14 protein-coding genes and 2 riboswitches are annotated in these 17,718 nt (G+C 41.0%); of the genes, 9 read left to right on the plus strand and 5 right to left on the minus strand.

Annotated features, from left to right (window positions below):
• Nucleotides 1–4 precede the first annotated feature (4 nt).
• The 6 genes from NEE14_RS07820 to NEE14_RS07845 all read left to right on the plus strand — a co-directional run bounded on the left by NEE14_RS07820 (nt 5) and on the right by NEE14_RS07845 (nt 4,890).
• Nucleotides 5–496, plus strand: coding sequence for a hypothetical protein (locus NEE14_RS07820; RefSeq protein ID WP_251968559.1), 492 nt, complete (start codon nt 5–7; stop codon nt 494–496).
• Between the two features lie 257 nt (nt 497–753).
• Nucleotides 754–1,236, plus strand: coding sequence for a hypothetical protein (locus tag NEE14_RS07825; RefSeq protein WP_251968558.1), 483 nt, complete (start codon nt 754–756; stop codon nt 1,234–1,236).
• 26 nt (nt 1,237–1,262) lie between these two features.
• Nucleotides 1,263–1,658 (plus strand): hypothetical protein, encoded by a 396-nt coding sequence (locus NEE14_RS07830; protein ID WP_251968557.1) that lies wholly within the window; start codon nt 1,263–1,265, stop codon nt 1,656–1,658.
• A gap of 24 nt (nt 1,659–1,682) precedes the next feature.
• Entirely contained in the window at nt 1,683–2,156 is a 474-nt protein-coding gene (locus NEE14_RS07835; RefSeq protein ID WP_251968556.1) for a DUF805 domain-containing protein, read from the plus strand.
• Nucleotides 2,157–2,526: 370 nt separating this feature from the next.
• Nucleotides 2,527–3,690, plus strand: coding sequence for an IS4 family transposase (locus tag NEE14_RS07840; RefSeq protein WP_251968555.1), 1,164 nt, complete (start codon nt 2,527–2,529; stop codon nt 3,688–3,690).
• Between the two features lie 69 nt (nt 3,691–3,759).
• Complete coding sequence (locus NEE14_RS07845; RefSeq protein ID WP_338578826.1) at nt 3,760–4,890, plus strand: tetratricopeptide repeat protein; 1,131 nt, start codon at nt 3,760–3,762, stop codon at nt 4,888–4,890.
• Nucleotides 4,891–5,015: 125 nt separating this feature from the next.
• Here the strand turns inward: NEE14_RS07845 and NEE14_RS07850 are convergent, their stop codons facing one another.
• The 3 genes from NEE14_RS07850 to NEE14_RS07860 all read right to left on the minus strand — a co-directional run bounded on the left by NEE14_RS07850 (nt 5,016) and on the right by NEE14_RS07860 (nt 9,663).
• Complete coding sequence (locus NEE14_RS07850) at nt 5,016–7,517, minus strand: BT4734/BF3469 family protein (protein WP_251968553.1); 2,502 nt, start codon at nt 7,515–7,517, stop codon at nt 5,016–5,018.
• Between the two features lie 154 nt (nt 7,518–7,671).
• On the minus strand, nt 7,672–9,327 hold the full coding sequence (locus NEE14_RS07855) for an IS1182 family transposase (protein WP_338578715.1): 1,656 nt from the start codon (nt 9,325–9,327) through the stop codon (nt 7,672–7,674).
• 117 nt (nt 9,328–9,444) lie between these two features.
• On the minus strand, nt 9,445–9,663 hold the full coding sequence (locus tag NEE14_RS07860) for a DUF4248 domain-containing protein (protein WP_251968769.1): 219 nt from the start codon (nt 9,661–9,663) through the stop codon (nt 9,445–9,447).
• Between the two features lie 321 nt (nt 9,664–9,984).
• On the opposite strand from NEE14_RS07860, the gene NEE14_RS07865 reads away from it, so the two are divergent.
• On the plus strand, nt 9,985–10,389 hold the full coding sequence (locus tag NEE14_RS07865) for an HU family DNA-binding protein (protein ID WP_022457080.1): 405 nt from the start codon (nt 9,985–9,987) through the stop codon (nt 10,387–10,389).
• A gap of 107 nt (nt 10,390–10,496) precedes the next feature.
• Here the strand turns inward: NEE14_RS07865 and NEE14_RS07870 are convergent, their stop codons facing one another.
• Entirely contained in the window at nt 10,497–11,429 is a 933-nt protein-coding gene (locus NEE14_RS07870; RefSeq protein WP_251968768.1) for a sirohydrochlorin cobaltochelatase, read from the minus strand.
• Nucleotides 11,429–13,612: a TonB-dependent receptor gene (locus NEE14_RS07875; protein WP_251968767.1), complete on the minus strand. Its 2,184-nt coding sequence runs from the start codon at nt 13,610–13,612 to the stop codon at nt 11,429–11,431. The genes NEE14_RS07870 and NEE14_RS07875 overlap by 1 nt, the downstream gene beginning before the upstream one ends.
• 52 nt (nt 13,613–13,664) lie before the next feature.
• A riboswitch (cobalamin riboswitch) is annotated at nt 13,665–13,894 on the minus strand.
• 128 nt (nt 13,895–14,022) lie between these two features.
• A riboswitch (cobalamin riboswitch) is annotated at nt 14,023–14,224 on the plus strand.
• Between the two features lie 130 nt (nt 14,225–14,354).
• Here NEE14_RS07875 and NEE14_RS07880 point away from each other — a divergent pair.
• Together NEE14_RS07880 and NEE14_RS07885 are read left to right on the plus strand one after the other, a co-directional pair.
• A complete protein-coding gene (locus NEE14_RS07880; RefSeq protein WP_251968770.1) occupies nt 14,355–15,239 on the plus strand; it encodes a sirohydrochlorin cobaltochelatase in 885 nt (294 codons plus the stop codon).
• Nucleotides 15,240–15,336: 97 nt separating this feature from the next.
• The gene (locus NEE14_RS07885; protein WP_251968766.1) at nt 15,337–17,718 is read left to right on the plus strand and encodes a TonB-dependent receptor; all 2,382 of its coding nucleotides are present in this window, start codon (nt 15,337–15,339) and stop codon (nt 17,716–17,718) included.

The following is a 17,718-nucleotide window of genomic DNA, read 5'->3' on the forward strand; positions in this document are numbered from 1 at the left end:
AAAAATGAGAAGCATAGTTTTAGGCATTATTTGTATGTTTCTTTTCATACATAATTTATATGCACAGTCGTTCCCTACATATGGTATGTTTGTTTGTTCTGGAGGTAAGTACAATGGTAAAGATGTTTCTGAAGAAATAATTTCTCAAGGTACAGGTATCGCTTTTTATCAAGATGAAGAATTTTTGTGGATATTATTCTCTTTTGCCAAAAACAACAGTAGTAAAATGGGAACCGTTACTTGTTTGGAAAAAGAAGAGTATCCGGAGACGGTTAGAGAATATAGAAAAAAAGTCTATAATTTCATTGGTATTTTTCATAATGGGAATAATATTGAAAATACAATTTGTTCCGTTACTCAAATATTTAAACCTAATAATTTAATCCGAGTATCCCTTGTTATTAAAAGAGAAGGAGATAATGGCATAGAAGAAATGGAATATAATGGTACTGTCAATAAAGAAATGAACTGGGATAAATTTTTATTTACTCCTTAATGTAACACATTAAAATTTATCCAATAGATAAAGAGGTAAGTTTTTGAAAAAGTTTGTCGGTATTTATATACTAGAGTTAACTTTATTCAAAAAAATAGCAAAAGATATTAGAGTTATGTATGAGTAGTTTGTAAAGAGAATTTAGAGAGGTATATAATTCTTGCTATTGGATAATCTTTTATGGATTTCTTAATTATTAAACAGCACCAGTCTACTTTATCATTTAATATAGACTAACACTAAAAAGATCAAAGCACATGAAAATATCATTATTAACTATATTATTGGGATTTACAATTCTTAGTTTTAACAGTTGTGATACAAAAATAGGGGATTGTAGAGTTTATACAGAAGATTCTGAAATTTTTGTTGATGGCTTTAATTACAAGATAGGCATTTCAGGTATTGGTCGTATGAGCTTTAATATTAACTTCAATGAGCTAGACAAATATGTCTATAATTTTTGTAAAAAAAATCACAACCCCAATGTCTATGTTACATTGATTGCCATTTCAGGGGAGGACAAATATGGCTATAATGAATATGAAAAAATAACTATAGGAATAGTTAATACCGATGAAACTCGGAAATATGCAAATTTTAAAGCCTGGAAAAAAGGATATGGAACAGAAAAAATGTTCTTTAAGGACAAGGAAGAGTATGATAAAAGATTAGAAAATATGACCAGAGGATATATGCCAACTATTGTTCCTAAGTATATGCCTCATTCAATAAAATAATAAGAAACTAAAAGTTGGATAAAAGCATGGAAAATATGACAGATCAAAAAATTAGTGAATTAGTGAATTATGCCGCAAGTCTGTACCAGAATCATGTGGAAGCTGAAGAAATAAAAGCAGCCATGATGCGGCAAGGGGCTGATGAAGAATTGGCCAATAAGATTGTAACGGCGATTATCAGTAGTGATAAAAAAGAGAAAAGAGGACGTGGAAAATATTATTTGATTTTAGGTTCTATTTTATTAGGCGCAGGACTGATTAATACATACAGCAGTTATACTGATGCAGAACCAGGCGAAGAATATCAAATTTACCTAAAACTCATACTCGGAGGTTTGGTTATACTGGTCTTAGGTCTGGTTGATTATGTCTTGAGCCGAAAAAATGAGGATTTCAGAATTTGGAGAGTCGCTATAATTTAATAAACAATCTAAAATATTCCAATTATGACAAAGCTAGCACAATGTACAGCGTGTAAAAATTTTACCCATGAGGGAGCTTGTAAATATTATAAGTATTTGGATGATAGTAGTTGTGAGCAATATGAACTTCCCTTGAATAATTCTAAGGGGATGTTTACCCGGATTTTTTCGTTTAAAGGAAGAATTCGAAGGTCAGAATATGTTTTGACTTATTTGTTGTATATGTCATTTGTTTATTTTGCTAATCTGATAGATTTCGAAGACGGAAATCTTTTTGGCTTAGTACTTGGCTTTATATGGCTCTTGCTGGTTATTCCAGCCGTTTGGATCTGCTTGGCTCAAGGAGTTAAAAGATGCCATGACAGAGGAAATTCGGGGTGGTTTCAGTTTATTCCATTTTATATTTTCTGGATGTTTTTTGCGGATGGAGTAGATGGTCCAAACAGATACGGAACTTCACCTAAAAAAGATTATGAAAGTCAAATTTATAAGCCCTAAGACCATACAACAACAATTGTTCATTTATTTTTTTGACTGAAGCTAAAACAGATTGGGTAATAAATAAGTTTTAGAGAAAACTATCAATAACTTGCGTGTCTGATCTAAATTCAAGCACGCAAGTTAATTGTTTTATGTAGTGGATAATCCCATTTAAAAAGAATGTATATTTCCATAAGATAAAGATAAAACTTTGTATCTTGTTGTTATATTCCTTCTAAATACAGTTCAATAAACTCTGAATAAATATGACATTAGTGTCCACTAAAAAATTATAGGAGTTCTTTGAAACAACTGAAATTCAATTTGTTATAGGTATTTTGGGAGTCAACGGATTTGAATTTACTTTTGCGGTATTAATCAGACCGTTATGCATAAAGACAAGTTCGTTTTTGCTCAATTAACCCGATTTCTTGACCGCAATCACTTCAACTATCTCATAAAGAAGTATGAAGGCGACAAATATATCAAGAGTTACACCTGTTGGAATCAACTACTTACGATGATGTTCGGTCAGCTATCCAATCGAGAGAGTCTCCGAGATTTGGTTGTGGCTATGGAAGCTCATGCCGGAAAACTTTACCATCTTGGAATCGGAAAGTCTGTAACGCGGAGCAATCTCAGTAAGGCTAATGAGCAACGTAACTACCGCATCTTCGAAGAGTATGCAACATTCATGATTGCTGAGGCCCGCAAGCGTAGAATCAATAAAATATTCGAACTTGACGATCATGTTTACGCATTTGACTCTACAACGGTTGATTTGTGCCTGTCAGTGTTTGAGTGGGCTAAATTTCGCAAACATAAAGGCGGAATAAAGTTGCATACGCTCTATGATGTTGAAGCGGAAGTACCTGCATTTGTGCATATTACACATGCCAATATTCACGATTCAAAAGCTATGCCTGAGATACCATACGAATCTGGAGCGCACTACATATTCGACCGCGGATATAACGATTTCAGCAACCTTAATACAATAAATCGTATAGGTGCTTTCTTCGTTGTACGAGCCAAAACAAACGTACGGATCAAGCCTAAAACTTGGAAACGAAGATTGCCGAAAGGGGTAGTTTCAGATGTAATCGGATGCTTTACGGTTTATAAAAGTTCTAAGGAGTACCCTGAGGAACTTAGAAAACTCATCGTTGAGAATCCTGAAGACGGTACACGATACATCTTTCTGACAAATAGTCTTGATGCATCTGCGGAGTTGATATCATCGCTTTATCGAAACAGATGGAGTGTTGAACTGTTCTTCAAATGGATAAAACAACACCTCAGAATTAAGAAGTTTTGGGGAACATCGGAAAACGCAGTACGCATACAAATCTATTGTGCGATAATTACTTACTGTTTGGCAGCAATAATCCAACACGATATGAAATTAGAACGTAGCATCTATGAAGTTCTCCAAATCCTTGGAATTTCCCTGACTGACAAAACACATCTCTGTGACTTGTTTGACAAATCTAATTTCAAAAATGTCAAAGACCGATATGATTCAAGTGAACCGAATTTATTTAATTTTTAACCTTGTCCATTTTTAGTGGACAGTAGTGTAAATATGATACAAATAAAAAACAAACTACACTTTTTATCTGTGTACACAAAAGCACATTTAGGCAATTCAAATGCAATGTTTGAATTAAGCGGTTATTATCTGTATGGCATCTATGTTCCAGAGAGTCATCAGAAAGCATATAATTGGTTGAAGAAGGCGAATGCATTGGGGCTGTCCGATGCAGATGCGACACTGCATTATTGCTTTCGTATGAAAGACGGTGTACTCTCTTTATCTGAACAATTTTCTGACACCTTTTCGGTGGTTAGGAATCTAAAATTGAAAGCAGAACAAGGGGATAGTAATGCCATGTTTCTTTTAGGTATTTCTAAAATTGAGGACAATGATGTTTCGGATCTTCAGTACAAAATAGGGCTACGATATATAAAATCAGCAGCGGCTTTGAATCATCCGGATGCGTTATTTATTTTAGGAATACAATACTTGTTCGGCAAACGAATACAAAGAAACACAAAGAAAGGTTTCTCTTTAGTAAATAAAGCGGCGTATTTGAATAGTTTGAGCGCACTTGATTTTTTGATTAAATTTTATTTTGACCATAACGATTTACATAAAGTTCTGCCTCTGATAGAAAAAGCGGTATCGTTTGAAGAATATAAAAACAAGGAGGCTATCGGTATCTTAGCTGATAGTTATATGCAAGGCTATATTGTAACTAAAAACATCAATAAAGGTATTGAATTGTATATAAGGGCTGCCGAGTTGGGGAATGCAGATTCACAATATAATTTGGCTCTTATTTACGAAACGGGGCGTTTTGGTATTGAAAAAAATATCAATAAAGCCATTTATTGGTATGAGAAAGCGGTCGATCAAAATGACGCATTGGCAACGACAAATTTGGGTATGATTTTATTCCATTCAGCAGAAGAGGCTGATCAGAAAAAAGGGTTTGAATTATTAAATAAAGCCTACGAGCTGGGGGATAAAAAAGCATTGTGTAATATTGGAATTGCTTATAAAAGAGGAATAGGTACAGTTAAAGATGCGCAAAAAGCAATTGAATATTATGAACGAGCTTATCAAGAAGGAATTAATGACGCTGCATATAATTTGTATCTGTTATATTCAGACGGCACGGCTTTAGAGCCGGATAATGAAAAAGCTGATTATTGGAAACAGATTTATGATAATCTTGAAAATCAATAAATTTCTGTTAGATAAAATCTGTTTCGAATACACTTTCCAATAAAAAATTTCCTTTGCCAGATAATATCGTGAAATATTGTCTGACAAAGGAATTAAAAAAACTCCCAAAAAGGACAGTTAGGACATTAATCAAAAATCGTAGAATTGCAAATAGGTGCTAATGCTGTCGATGTTGCGTTACCATCTGGCTGAGGTTCAGCAGGTATAAGGGATTGTTCAGAGCCTTGTTCATCTTTTTGGTAGTTCTTTTGATAAACTCCATGCCTCAATTTTGTGACCACCCTGCTATTCACCCAGTTCTTCAAACGTCGTTGCGCTGTTTTTTGGATCATACCCAATTCTTCGGCTTTTTTCATCATCATGCTGGTGGCAAATTCATCGGGGAGTGATTTGTAAATCTGTTGAGTTGTCAGGTCAGTTTCCTCCAACCCTAGAATCCTACCCTTGGGTAATGTCAAGATAATCTGGCATGCCGAATAGAAGATATAAGGCAACCAGCTGGCTACCAACTTGGCCGTTTCTAAAGAGCAGGATATTTCTAAAGGCTGTTCACGGGTTGTATCTTCGGCTGATACCTGATTTTCGAACGCTGACAGCATCGTGAGTGTTGTACACATACTCATGGCGAAATTACGCATACGATGAACATACGAACGGAGAGCCGGATTGTTGAGTAAAGCGCAGATTTTGTTCAAATTCTCCAACACATCTTCCAAAACCTTCATACATTCCTCGTCAAACAGAACTTGCGTATGCATACGCAGGCAATATCGAGTATAGTCTGCGATGCTTGTTCCCATTTGTTCCCAAAACGAGGTATCAGGACAATAGATGTCGGCAAGACGTTTATACGTAAAATCATCCGTGATGAGAACATATATGAATCGTGCAAAAAGTCCGTCTTCCTGATTGTCGATGAATTTCTGTACAGCCGATTTTGTTCCGGCAATATTGGCGATAATCCGTACCTCATCTACACAAACAAATTCGCTATACCTATAATCTGTAGATAATCGTCCGCCTTCTAAGGCTTCACGCCAGCATGAAGAGGAGATTCCATATTTTTGTTCCCGGTTGTTCGACATATTCCCGATCTCTTCTGTAAAATAGAATGTCGTATAAGGATTATTTTGCTGGCAACGAAACGTGAGTTGGCTCTCTGAAGTATGCGACGAAACGATCAAGTGTTTCATTTCGTCTTCCTCTATATTTCGAGCATTTTTTTCACTTGCCATCTTTTTCACTTTCAGACGTTCTGTTTTACACATCGGGTTCTTCTTCCGTGTTGATGGCAATTCCTCTCGAGCCGGACCCATTTTTCGAGTTTTCTTTTTCTCTATATCCTGTACCAGTGCTTCATGCAACGCAACCACTTTCTGAACCAAATGCAACTGCCCTTTCCCGGCACCCGATTCTCCAGTCCAAATAACACTCATCAACGGATGACGGATTTTGTCTGACTGGAACACCGTATTCATCGCCATGCCGCCATACGCCGAAATCAAACTCATTAACAACGCCCATTGTATATCCTCCTTCTGTTTTTCATCCATAAAAGAACGGATCAGACCAGGTAAAGCACTTTTAAAAGACTTTATATCAGGCATATCCGAATGGAAATCATTGAGAATTTCAGTCTCATCCACTTCTATCTGTCCTTTTTGTCTTTTTTGACTTTTTGGCTCAAACGATTTCTTTTTATTGATTCCATATTCACTTGCATTTTCCTTATAGACATATTCCACTATATTTACAATCTCATCACGTGGAAAATCAGGTGACGCATATCGAGTCAATAATTCATCAATCACTTCCTGTTTGTCAAAACCTTTTTTGTTTAAAAAAGGAACAATCTGTAATAAATTTTTATGCCTTTCCCCTTTTACCATAGGGCGGCTAGATTCTACCTTGTCTAAGTATTTTTTCAAATTATCTGTTTCCATACCTGTTTTGTTAAAAAATGATTCAAAATTCATAATCTCGTTAGCATCTATGCCTTCTGATTCTTCATCTGCACATGAATTTGGAAGACTAATCGGCATCGGCTGAGCCTTCCAGTTGGTGTATACGTTGGGATCATAATTCAAAAACGAGCAACGCGCTATATCTTTGCAACTTTCGTCCATCTTCGAGGCCGCCATAGAAAAATCTTTTTTCATGCATTGCCATGCTAAAGGATAGTACTGTGCGAACTTTCCCGTTTCAGGAAGTAAGACAACAAGATGTAACCCATTGCCCGATACGCTTTTCCACGCCATCACGACATAAGATATTTGCTTAACTTTTTCCAAAACACTTTTCATCTCTTCATCTGTCAGGTGATCAAAGTCAATAAAAATCAAGCCAGTCTCTTCATGATCGCAAGTTGATCGGCGTGCTCCAGAAAAACAAGCAGAAAATGTTACACACGGCAATTTGATTTTCAGCTCTTTGGCTTTTTGTTCATTCTGCTCTGCCAGATACTGACGGATTTTCTCAGTTCTTTCTTTTAAAAGTTCTGATTTTTTCGTTTGTTTCTTATTGCCAATAAAATTGGCTATACCCTGTAGTGTATGAGTACTATTTTGAGAACTCTTTACACTTTCAAAAAAAGATACTTTGATCCTTTCTATAAAAAGATTATACATATTATTTATTTTTATTATGAGCGATAAACAGAATCACTGATAATCAGCATCTATTCATCACTCGATTAATAATATTTTAATTCTCAAGAGGGTGTGTCGTAATACGCGATTCACCCTCTTTTCTTTATCAACGATAAGAGCGTAGTTAACTTTTTCAGGCAGCGATATTCTGAAGATAATCTCGATTATTTTGTTCCCAATAGCTTAAATGAGCGGTAATAAGGCCGTAAAGGTGTTTAATTGGCCAATTTATACCCTCTTTATTCATCTTGGTACACATCTTTTTTATATTGAAGGCGATGGCCAGGAAGGAAAAGTCCATGAGAACCTTGTCCTTTCCAAAATGACGGAAGCGCTTGTAGTTCATGTTGAATTTTATCTGTCCAAATACAGCTTCCGGTTCTATGCACCTTTGCCCTCTGTGTTTCAGCCCTTCTTCGGAACAGAGAAGTTCCCGGGCTTTCTGTTTGTATATCCAGAGTCGGTGATTCAGTTCTATCGTCCTGTTTCCTTTAGCTTTAAAACACAGACATCTTAACGGACATCCTTCGCATCTGACAGCCCTATACCTGGCATATTCGACTACATATCCGGATTCGGTTTTCGTATGCCTGGTGCCTGCCCTCTGCATCTTTTGTCCCATTGGACAGACACAGTAATCCTGTTCTTCATTGTAGAAAAAGTTTTCGGCTTTAAAAGGATTCGGTTTAAATCTTGGCCGCTGCTCCATGTGGAAATAATTGTATTTGACGTATGCTTCCATCCCGTTTTCCGACATAAAGTGGTAATTCTCTTCTGATCCGTAACCGGAATCAGCAACCACCGTATGAGCCAACTGGCCGTATCTGTCGGCAAAGGACTTCAGGAAGGGAATCATCGTCAAGGTGTCAGTCGGATTCGGGAAAAGAGAATAATCGATAATGAATTGATTTTCCGTAGCAATCTGAAGATTATATCCGGGTTTTGTCTGACCGTTGCGCATGGCATCCTCCTTCATTCTCATAAAGGTGGCCTCTTTGTCTGTCTTGGAATAAGAGTTGCGGTCCTGAAGATTGTCCAGATGGTTATTGTATTCCTGAAGCTTATCTCTATGTGCTTCCAGTTCTTTCAGCTGCCTGCGTTTCTTTCTCAGTGCAGATTTCTGCTCTTTCGTGGATGGTTCTGAAGCCTGTTCAAGGGCATTGCGTAATTCTCCTGCCATTTCTGTCAGCATGGAAGGGGAAAACTCAATTTCCTCGTTGTTTTCCGAAGCTTTTTCCTGAGCGATGACGTCATCTATTTGGCTTAACAAAACACTGATTTTCTTCATCAGTCGTTCACGGTTTCGCTCAACGCTCTTCCGCCATACAAAAGTATATTTGTTGGCCTTGGACTCAATCTTTGTTCCGTCAATATATTCCACATTCAGACTGATGAAACCTTTGGATGAAAGCAGAAGTACGGTTTGGGTAAACACTTCGTTAATTTCCTTCTTCACCCGGTTACGGAAACGGTTGATAGTAATGAAGTCCGGTTTCTCATAACCGGCTAACCATATGTAATGGATATCACGACGAAGATGCTTTTCTATTTTCCGGCAGGAGTATATATTGTTCATATAGGCATACAAGATAACCTTTAGCATCATCTTGGGATGGTAAGGACTACGGCCGTATTCTTTGTATAACTTCCTGAAACCTTCAAGATTCAGGCTTTCAACCAAAGCGTCAACCATGCGTACAGGATCGTTTTCTGCAATATCTTCATCGATTCTTTGCGGAAAAAGTACCGTTTGGTTGGGAGTGTATGGACGAAAATGTATCTTTGTCATATGTGTAAATCTTTATGCTTAAAGATACAAAATCTTTAGGTAATAACAAAGCCCCAGCTTGTGAAAGTCGGGGCTTTGTGCTAAAAAAGAAGGTGTGCTTTTTGACACACCTTCATTTTAGGGCTCACCTAGGTACTTAATGATCACTTCTACCTGAAGTGGTGTCAGTACCCTTTGCCCCTTCTTCCATCCTGCCTCTTGCAGGGCCTGACTTAGGTTTGGATGGTAACGTATCCAATATCCAAGTCGTTTGCTGGCACTCTCCGGAGTCAATTCCGGCGCATACAGAACTGCAAGTTCTTGCCAGCCGTATGCCTTTAAACAGAACGTTTTCATTTCTAAACATTTTTATAGAGCAAATATCTGTCTATTGGCAGGGGGAAGAGAAAAAGTAGATACAAGGGAAAGTATATATAGAGAAGTAAAAGACTAAAAAAGACAGAATATGAAGGTTGAATCGTCTATCTGGAAAAGCAACTGTAAATCAGCGATATATTTGTAACAAGAAAGATAACTGGGAAATAAACGAGGCCGGGAAAATAAGGTATTCTTATTATCTTGGAGATTTCCTGAATCAATTATAACGGGGGAATATTGTGGATTTCTCAGGTATCAAAGATAATCTATTTTATTTTATAAACAAAAAAGGAGGTGTATATGTCACTTACGTATCATTTAGTACAACGGCCCGACAAGAGTGAGGGTGCATTGGAAGGTAGCAAATTGTATTACGGGCAGATCAAAATCAGGCAACAAGTCGATTTTGATACCTTGTGCGAACGAATTGCCGATCGTTCGACGGCGTCTAAGGGAGATGTGATGGTAGTTATCGATGGATTGATCAGGGTATTAACTACCGAACTTCAGGCAGGGAACAGCGTGCAGATGGGCGAATTTGGGAATTTCCGTTTGAGTGTAGGTAGTTCTGGTGTAGCCAATGCCGAAGATTTTAATACGTCGTTGTTCAAGAAAGGGAAGATTATCTTCACGCCTGGTAGTCGGTTGAGAACCATGAGTGCCAGTCCTAAATTTGAACGTATTGAATTGAAACCGGCAGAGTAGAACCCTAAACCTTACTTAAAGGGATCTGGCAAAATAAAAACAAGTTGGTACAGGTACAAAAGCCGAATGCCAACTTGTTTTTTTATTTAATAATCCACATCTAATGACTAAAACCTGCCGAACATTTCTTTCCGTTCGGCGACCGTGATACGCTTGTAAGCCAAGGCAAACTGAATGTGTTCGACCAACAGGCAGCGAATGGCTTCATAGTCGCTCAATCCTTTGGCCTCCAGGCCGACTTTGAAGCCGGCTTTTTCCAAACCTTCCCGCCACGAGGCAGAGACACGGTTTTCGTTGGATTTGATCAAGACAAACATAAAAGGCAGTAACGTCACTTGTTTATATTTACCTGCCTTGAGCTGACCAATGACTGTCTCTAAAGTCGGGAAGCCTTCGCGAGTCCCGACGAAATAGTCTTTATGTCCGGACACCTGCAACATATAGCCCAATTTGGCATAAGCCGAATTACTGGCATGATAGGTTCCGTTAGCAATCAACAACTTGGCACCGGCATGAGAAGCCACAGCACTTCCGGTCAGGGCTTTTATCACAGCCTCATAGTCGGCATCATCATACAGCAGCGGGTTGCCGATACGGATTTCCTTAAACAGTCCTTTCCGGAGCTCCACATCGCGGCGCAGGGCTTCCATCTCCACGCCTTCTATCACAATTGATGGCTGCACCACCACATGCGTATAGCCTTCTTTCTTCAGGGTGATCAAAGCATCCGTCGTATGCTCGATCCAGATGCCTTGGCGGCGTACACGGTTGACAATACTGCGGGCACTGTAAGCCTGTCGGACTTCGACTTGCGGAAATGCCTGACGTACCTGATCATTCATCCGTTCGAGGGCTTCGCGGGTTTCCGGATAAGCGCTCCCGAAATGGACCATCAGAATAGCCAGCTTATCGCCTTTCTGCATCGTCTCACGGATATCCGAAGCGACGAACTCACGCCCGACCTTGGCCTGGAGCGGATGCTCCCAACCAAGGCAAGCCAACAGAACCATGACTATTTTCAGAAAATCCCGTCGGTACATCACTTATTGAATTTCACCAGCAAACTGACGTAATAGGTACGTCCCGGCGTCAAAGTCGCATAGTTGGAATTATAAGGCCGGTCATCCACATAATTAAATAAGTTCTCCACGCCTACGCCCGGTTCAAGAATAAAATCCTTCAACACAAACCGATGCGTCGTATTCAGGTTCCAGAGAGAGAATTTCGGCGCATATCCATAACTCTGAGAGAAGCGTTCTCCCTGGATACGCCCGTTGAAATTCACATTCAAGGTATATTTATTCCAGGTATGATTCCATAGAGCAGCCACCACGCCACTATGTTTTACACTCTTGTCAACCGGCCTGTCGTTGGTGTTATCTTTCGCATCTACAAACGTATAGCCACCGTTCATCGAGAATCCGGCACCGATATAAGCATCAAAACGGACATTGAAGCCTTTGATCGTCGCATTCTGGATGTTGTCACGGATCTGGACACTGGCAAAATCTGTTCCGTTTTCCTGATTATAGCGGTTGGTTTCTTCTTGACTGAATTCACGGTAATTGATCATATCGCGGATGTGGTTGTAAAATCCGGAAGCTGATATCGAGAAGTTACGGTTTGTATATTCCGCACTCAGCGTCAGGTTATCACTCTTTTCCGGTTTCAGATTCACATTACCGATGGTCAGCCGCGAAGTCCGCTTGGATTCAGAGAAAGTGTACAGTTCAGCCAAACTGGGCGAACGGAAACCCGAGGCATACGAACCCCGAAAATTAAAGCCGCCTACTTTATAAAGCAAAGCCACATTGGGAGTTGCATAACTGTGGAAATTCTGATGATAAATATACCTCAGTCCGACAACTCCTTGAAAATGCTTGCTGAAGTTCACTTCATCCTGGGCATAAAAGGCCATTGTTGATACTCCTTTTCCGGCAATATTATCCGTCTGGCTGCTCAGCAGCTCACGAATAAACTCGAAACCGCCAGAAAGCTTGTTGTACTGGCCCAACTGAAAGATTCCCTTCACATTCAGGTTATGATGATGAATACGTTTGGTCATCTCGTTGGTTCCCTGATTATCTCCGGTGAAAAAATCTTTATAAGTACTATGGTTATCGGAAAAATAATCCGCATTCAGATACGATTTCTTATTGATCATATACTGTGCACCCGCTCCATAGGTAAATGTTTCGTGCCGTATGTCATAATTGGTGGTATTGTCGCCCATCGGCATAGGACGATCCGTTTTATGCGTATAAATATTTCCTCTCAGATAGAATGAAAGACGGTCGGTCGGATCGAAGGTAAAACGCTGGCTGATCGTATTCGAATGAAAAGCCGTCGAAGCCTGCTTGTTTGTTTCCACTAAATTGCCATCTTTTCCCTCCGTATACGGATTCAGCTGCCAGCCATCCGACTGCTGACGCTGATAAGAAGTAAACGAACCGAATTTTCCGGTCTGGAAATCCGCATTTACCGACTGAGTAAACTGGTTCTTGCTGCCATAACGCGTATTACTGGTTATGTTGGCCTTATTCTGGGCATCATCGGTGATGATATTAATAACACCGGCAATTGCATCACTTCCATACAACGCTGAAGCCGCACCGCTCAAGACTTCAATACGTTTGACATTTGCCATATCGATACGCGCATAAGTATCATCGCCGGCCAGGCGTTTTCCGTTCTCCAAGACCAGGATGTAACGCTCGGTCAAACCGTTCATGCTCATGGTTGTTCCCATACCGTTGGTCATGAACGAAATACTTGGGTTGAGTTTTGTCATAGCTTCCTGCACATTCGTTACGTTGGCAGTCCGCAGGTCCTTGGCCGAATACACCTGTACCGGTATGGGCGAGTTATCCATTCTCCGGTGAGTACCGGTACCGGTAACTACCACCGGATTAATGTTCACATACTTTTCGATCAGGCGAATCTCAATGTTCTGGTCCGTATGTGTTACATTATACGACTCCGGTTCATATGCCAGATGCGAAATACGAATCCGGTCAGCATTATCAGGCAGGCTCAACTGGAAATACCCTTCATTATTCGTTGTACATCCTGTCAAGCTTTCTGAAACCCGGATATTGGCACCCGATACCGGGCGCCCCGTTTCTGCATCAATTACTCGGCCTGTTATCACACGGTCTTGTGCGAAAACACTTTGTGCGCAACCTGCAATCAGCAAGGTTGCCAACATCTTTTTTGTTTCCATGAATAAAAATGTTTGTGTACTAATACTCTTTACCTCCCGAAAGAGCGTTCATTCTCACTAAAACATATTGGCAGGTTTCCTGACTTGTTCCTAAGGAAAGAACCTTCCCGTCAGCCTGACCATGACGATCCGGCAACAGTGGCAAAGCGGTGATTTCCTATAGCTGCTGCTCAATGGAGCAGGGAATTTACAGTAGCGGGAACTGTTCCGGATTCACACCGGATTCCCTTTTATATTATCTCTGGGATCGAGAATAATATCACCAATACGGCGGCGAAGGTACATCTTTAATTTGAAATAAACTATCATTTTGTAACTTTAAAAAAGAAGAAGTATTTTCCTATATACAACAACTGCTTGCAGAAAGAGATAATTTTTTCAGAAAACAGATAGTATTTCCAAAATTAAATTTATCTTTGCAGCGTTGAGGTGAGATTCACAACCTTTCGGTGTGGACTTGAAAAGGGAATCCGGTGTGAATCCGGAGCAGTACCCGCTACTGTAACACCTGCAAATGAGAAGAATACACACTCCGTGCCACTATCTTTCAAGATGGGAAGGCTTTTCTTCTTAAGGTGAAGTCAGGAAACCTGCCTGAACAAATTCGATTAATATGGAATGTTTATTCCGGGAATTGAATAAACTTATAACGAATGTTGAGATATATTTTACATTTAAAACACCCTTGGATATGATGAATCTTAAAAGACTATTCATCGTGTGCGTAACTGCGGCCTCCGGAATGCTGCATCAGGCTTATGCCCATACGGAAGGCAACTACGTCCCATCGAACCTGTTTGAAACCATGCAGGCAGGCGATAAGGCAGCCTTGCTGCTCGTTCATTTCGGGACTACGCACGACGATACCCGGGCATTGACCATCGATGCCATCAATCAGAAAGCACAAGAAGCTTTCCCTGACCTTGAGTTCCGCGAAGCGTACACTTCACGTATTGTCATGAACCGCCTGGCAAAACGAGGGGTTTACAAGAAGAATCCGGTAGAAGCATTAGCCCAACTGAAGGCTGACGGATTTACTCACATCCTGATTCAGTCGACCAACATCATCGACGGAATCGAAATGGAATCACTCCGCAAAGACATCGACGTCATGAAAGACCTGTTTAAGGAAATCCGCTTGGGTACACCTCTGCTGTACACTCCAGAAGATTACCGGCAAGTCATCTCCATCCTGTCACAAAAAGGAAAGGATAAAACCATGACCGTACTTGTCGGTCACGGAACTTATACACCGGCAACAGCACAGTATGCAATGCTTGATTATATGCTGGAAGCCGAAGGACACCCGGATTTCGTTGTCGCCACCGTTGAAGGCTATCCGACTTTGGATGATGCCGTCAGAAAAATCAAAGAACAAAAGAAAATCAAGCAGATCCAGCTCTTACCATTCATGTTCGTGGCCGGCGATCATGCCAAGAACGACATAGCCGGTGACATCCGGCAAGACCTGGAATCAGCTGGATATCAGGTAAGCGTCTTGATGGAAGGATTAGGACAAAACCCTGAAATCCAAGATATCTTCATTGACCATGCCCGGTTCATGACCCAACACATACTTATCGACATCTCCGATAAAAAGAAGGCATACGCTGCCGACAAAGAATAACAAATCATCCAACAATTTTTATACACTTTTTCTGCCCGGAAGAGACTCATTTTCTTCCGGGTAAGGAGAAGTATGTCTTATTCAAAAAACATTTTATATGAAAAAAACATGGATTATCTTACCTCTCGTAAGCTTGACATGTGGCATTCATGCCCAGGAGAAAAAAACGGTTTCACCTGCAGCCGACACAACTTATAATTTGCAGGAAGTAGTCATTCAGACAGCCAGAAAAGCACGACCTCAGATTACCAAGCTCGATGTTCCCATGAAATATCTGCCGCTTTCTGTCAATGGAATCGAGTCGAAGAGTTTGGAAATCCGAGGAATCAGAAACATCCAGGACGCTGTCCGCTTCATGCCGGGAATCCGGATACAGACTTCCTACGGAGCTTTCCAACAAATCTCTGTACGTGGTTTCGATCATGCCGTACTGATGATCGACGGAGTACGAGACGAACGCTCTGCCATCAACAATTCATATCCTGTTCCGGATCTTTCGGCCGTCGAATCCATTGAATTACTGAAAGGACCGGCCTCTGTCTTATATGGCCATTCGGCTGTTGGCGGTATCTTGAATATCGTCCGTAAAGCACCGACTGAACGGCAGACACTCAATGCTCGGGTTGCCTACGGCAGCTTCGAGAACAAGGAAGCGACTTTAGGTGTAGGTGGCAAGTTATTAGGGCCTGTCAATTACTATGCCAATGTCAATTATGCCGACCAGACAGGATGGCGCAACAATGGGAACAGGCGCTTCTCCGGTTATCTTGCCCTGAATGCCCAATTAACGTCTAACGATTTTATCGATATCCGTACGGGTTTCAATCGGGATTACTATGGAACGGAAATTGGTTTGCCCGACATCATGACGCAAGACATTTACAACACATCCGACAACCAGCTCTATCTGCATAAAAACGATATGTTGCCCGGACTGGACAAGACAGCCCGTTACAACAACGAATCGGATTTCATGAGAAACTACAGCTGGAATATCTCCGGACAATATACACATCAATTTTCCGAAAGCATGAAGCTGGTAGACCGTCTGTCTTTTACCAGTGACGACATCAATTATTTCGGTACAGAAGAACTCGATTATCTGGAAAGTGACGAGCCGATCTATAACCATTATTACTGGAAAAGTCCGACCGAAAAGAAATATATCTGCCTCGACACCGTATATCTCTCCTTCCCGCTGCGCTTTTCCCACATAGCCAAGACCGTCAGTAACTCCTTGGAATTAAACGGACATTTCTATACAGGCGAAGTCAAACACAATTACATGGGCGGGTATTCGTTCGTTGCCCTCAACCGGACAAGTTATTCGGGCTATAATTTAGGAGAAGATGTGCAAGGTCCCGGACTGTATTCGCATGTTTCGGTGTACGACCCGCACAGCATGGGATATATGGTCAGCCGCTTTTCGGAAGCTACGGTTACACATCATTATGCCAACAGCATCTATCTGCAGGACATGATCGAACTGAATAATCAATGGAAGATTCTGGCTGCCCTCCGGGGAGATTTCTACCGATATCTGTCGGCCGAGGCTACAACGCCGACCGGCAAACGTGAATACGAAAACCACGGGTCTTTCAACCGGGTACGCAACAAGGCGCTCACCTACCGTTTCGGAGCCGTCTATCTGCCTCATCCGAATACCTCTTTATATGCGTCTTTTGCGTCTTTCTTCAAACCGATCCGTACCTTCTACAGGGACAATGTGATCTATGTCGACGCGAATGGAGAACGCTTTAACCCCACTCGCAACGAAGAAGTATTCAAACCGGAAAACGGATATCAGGCGGAAGTCGGGATCAAATATGACCTCAACCGTTTCCTCCAGGCCAATGCCAGCCTCTTCTACATCCGGAAGATGAACAGTACCGCTACGCTGACAAACAGCTATCAGACAGAGGTAGACGGACAGACGAAGAAGCTGACTGTCATCGGACAGGTCGGCGTACAAGACTCTAAAGGATTTGACTTCGATGTGACCGTGACTCCTTTGCCAACCTTGGCATTCACCCTGGGTTATGGATTCAATGATTCGAAGATACGGAAGATGAAGGAAGTGAAAGACCCGGAACTGGCCCAAGCCATTTACGGTTCTGACGCACAGGCGGCGAAAGACAAACTGAACAGCCAGGAAGGGAACTGGCAGGCGAACGTGCCGAACCAGACATTTTATGCCTATGGCAGTTATACTATTCCCAAAGGCTGGCTGAAGAACCTGGAGTTCCACATCAGCAGCAGCTATACAGGGAAAGTCTATCGGAATACAGCGAACAGTACCTGGTTCGATCCGTATTGGATAACCGATATGGGAGCGTCATATACCGTCAACAACCATGTTCATCTGACTGTCAATGTCAATAACCTGTTCAACAAGAGCTATTACAACCAGGCGTTAGGAAACCAGCTTGTTCCCAGCATGCCCCGTAACTTCCAGGTAGCTCTTTCGTATACGCTCTAA

It is taken from the genome of Parabacteroides sp. AD58 (assembly GCF_023744375.2).
Taxonomy (GTDB): domain Bacteria; phylum Bacteroidota; class Bacteroidia; order Bacteroidales; family Tannerellaceae; genus Parabacteroides; species Parabacteroides absconsus.

Bases quoted from the DNA above. Each gene is read 5' to 3' on its own strand.
- NEE14_RS07830 (WP_251968557.1), top strand. From the start codon at position 1,263: ATGGAAAATATGACAGATCAAAAAATTAGTGAATTAGTGAATTATGCC.
- NEE14_RS07875 (WP_251968767.1), bottom strand. From the start codon at position 13,612: ATGGAAACAAAAAAGATGTTGGCAACCTTGCTGATTGCAGGTTGCGCA.
- NEE14_RS07870 (WP_251968768.1), bottom strand. From the start codon at position 11,429: ATGTACCGACGGGATTTTCTGAAAATAGTCATGGTTCTGTTGGCTTGC.
- NEE14_RS07880 (WP_251968770.1), top strand. From the start codon at position 14,355: ATGCTGCATCAGGCTTATGCCCATACGGAAGGCAACTACGTCCCATCG.
- NEE14_RS07860 (WP_251968769.1), bottom strand. From the start codon at position 9,663: ATGAAAACGTTCTGTTTAAAGGCATACGGCTGGCAAGAACTTGCAGTT.
- NEE14_RS07835 (WP_251968556.1), top strand. From the start codon at position 1,683: ATGACAAAGCTAGCACAATGTACAGCGTGTAAAAATTTTACCCATGAG.
- NEE14_RS07840 (WP_251968555.1), top strand. From the start codon at position 2,527: ATGCATAAAGACAAGTTCGTTTTTGCTCAATTAACCCGATTTCTTGAC.
- NEE14_RS07825 (WP_251968558.1), top strand. From the start codon at position 754: ATGAAAATATCATTATTAACTATATTATTGGGATTTACAATTCTTAGT.
- NEE14_RS07885 (WP_251968766.1), top strand. From the start codon at position 15,337: ATGAAAAAAACATGGATTATCTTACCTCTCGTAAGCTTGACATGTGGC.
- NEE14_RS07850 (WP_251968553.1), bottom strand. From the start codon at position 7,517: ATGTATAATCTTTTTATAGAAAGGATCAAAGTATCTTTTTTTGAAAGT.
- NEE14_RS07865 (WP_022457080.1), top strand. From the start codon at position 9,985: ATGTCACTTACGTATCATTTAGTACAACGGCCCGACAAGAGTGAGGGT.
- NEE14_RS07855 (WP_338578715.1), bottom strand. From the start codon at position 9,327: ATGACAAAGATACATTTTCGTCCATACACTCCCAACCAAACGGTACTT.
- NEE14_RS07820 (WP_251968559.1), top strand. From the start codon at position 5: ATGAGAAGCATAGTTTTAGGCATTATTTGTATGTTTCTTTTCATACAT.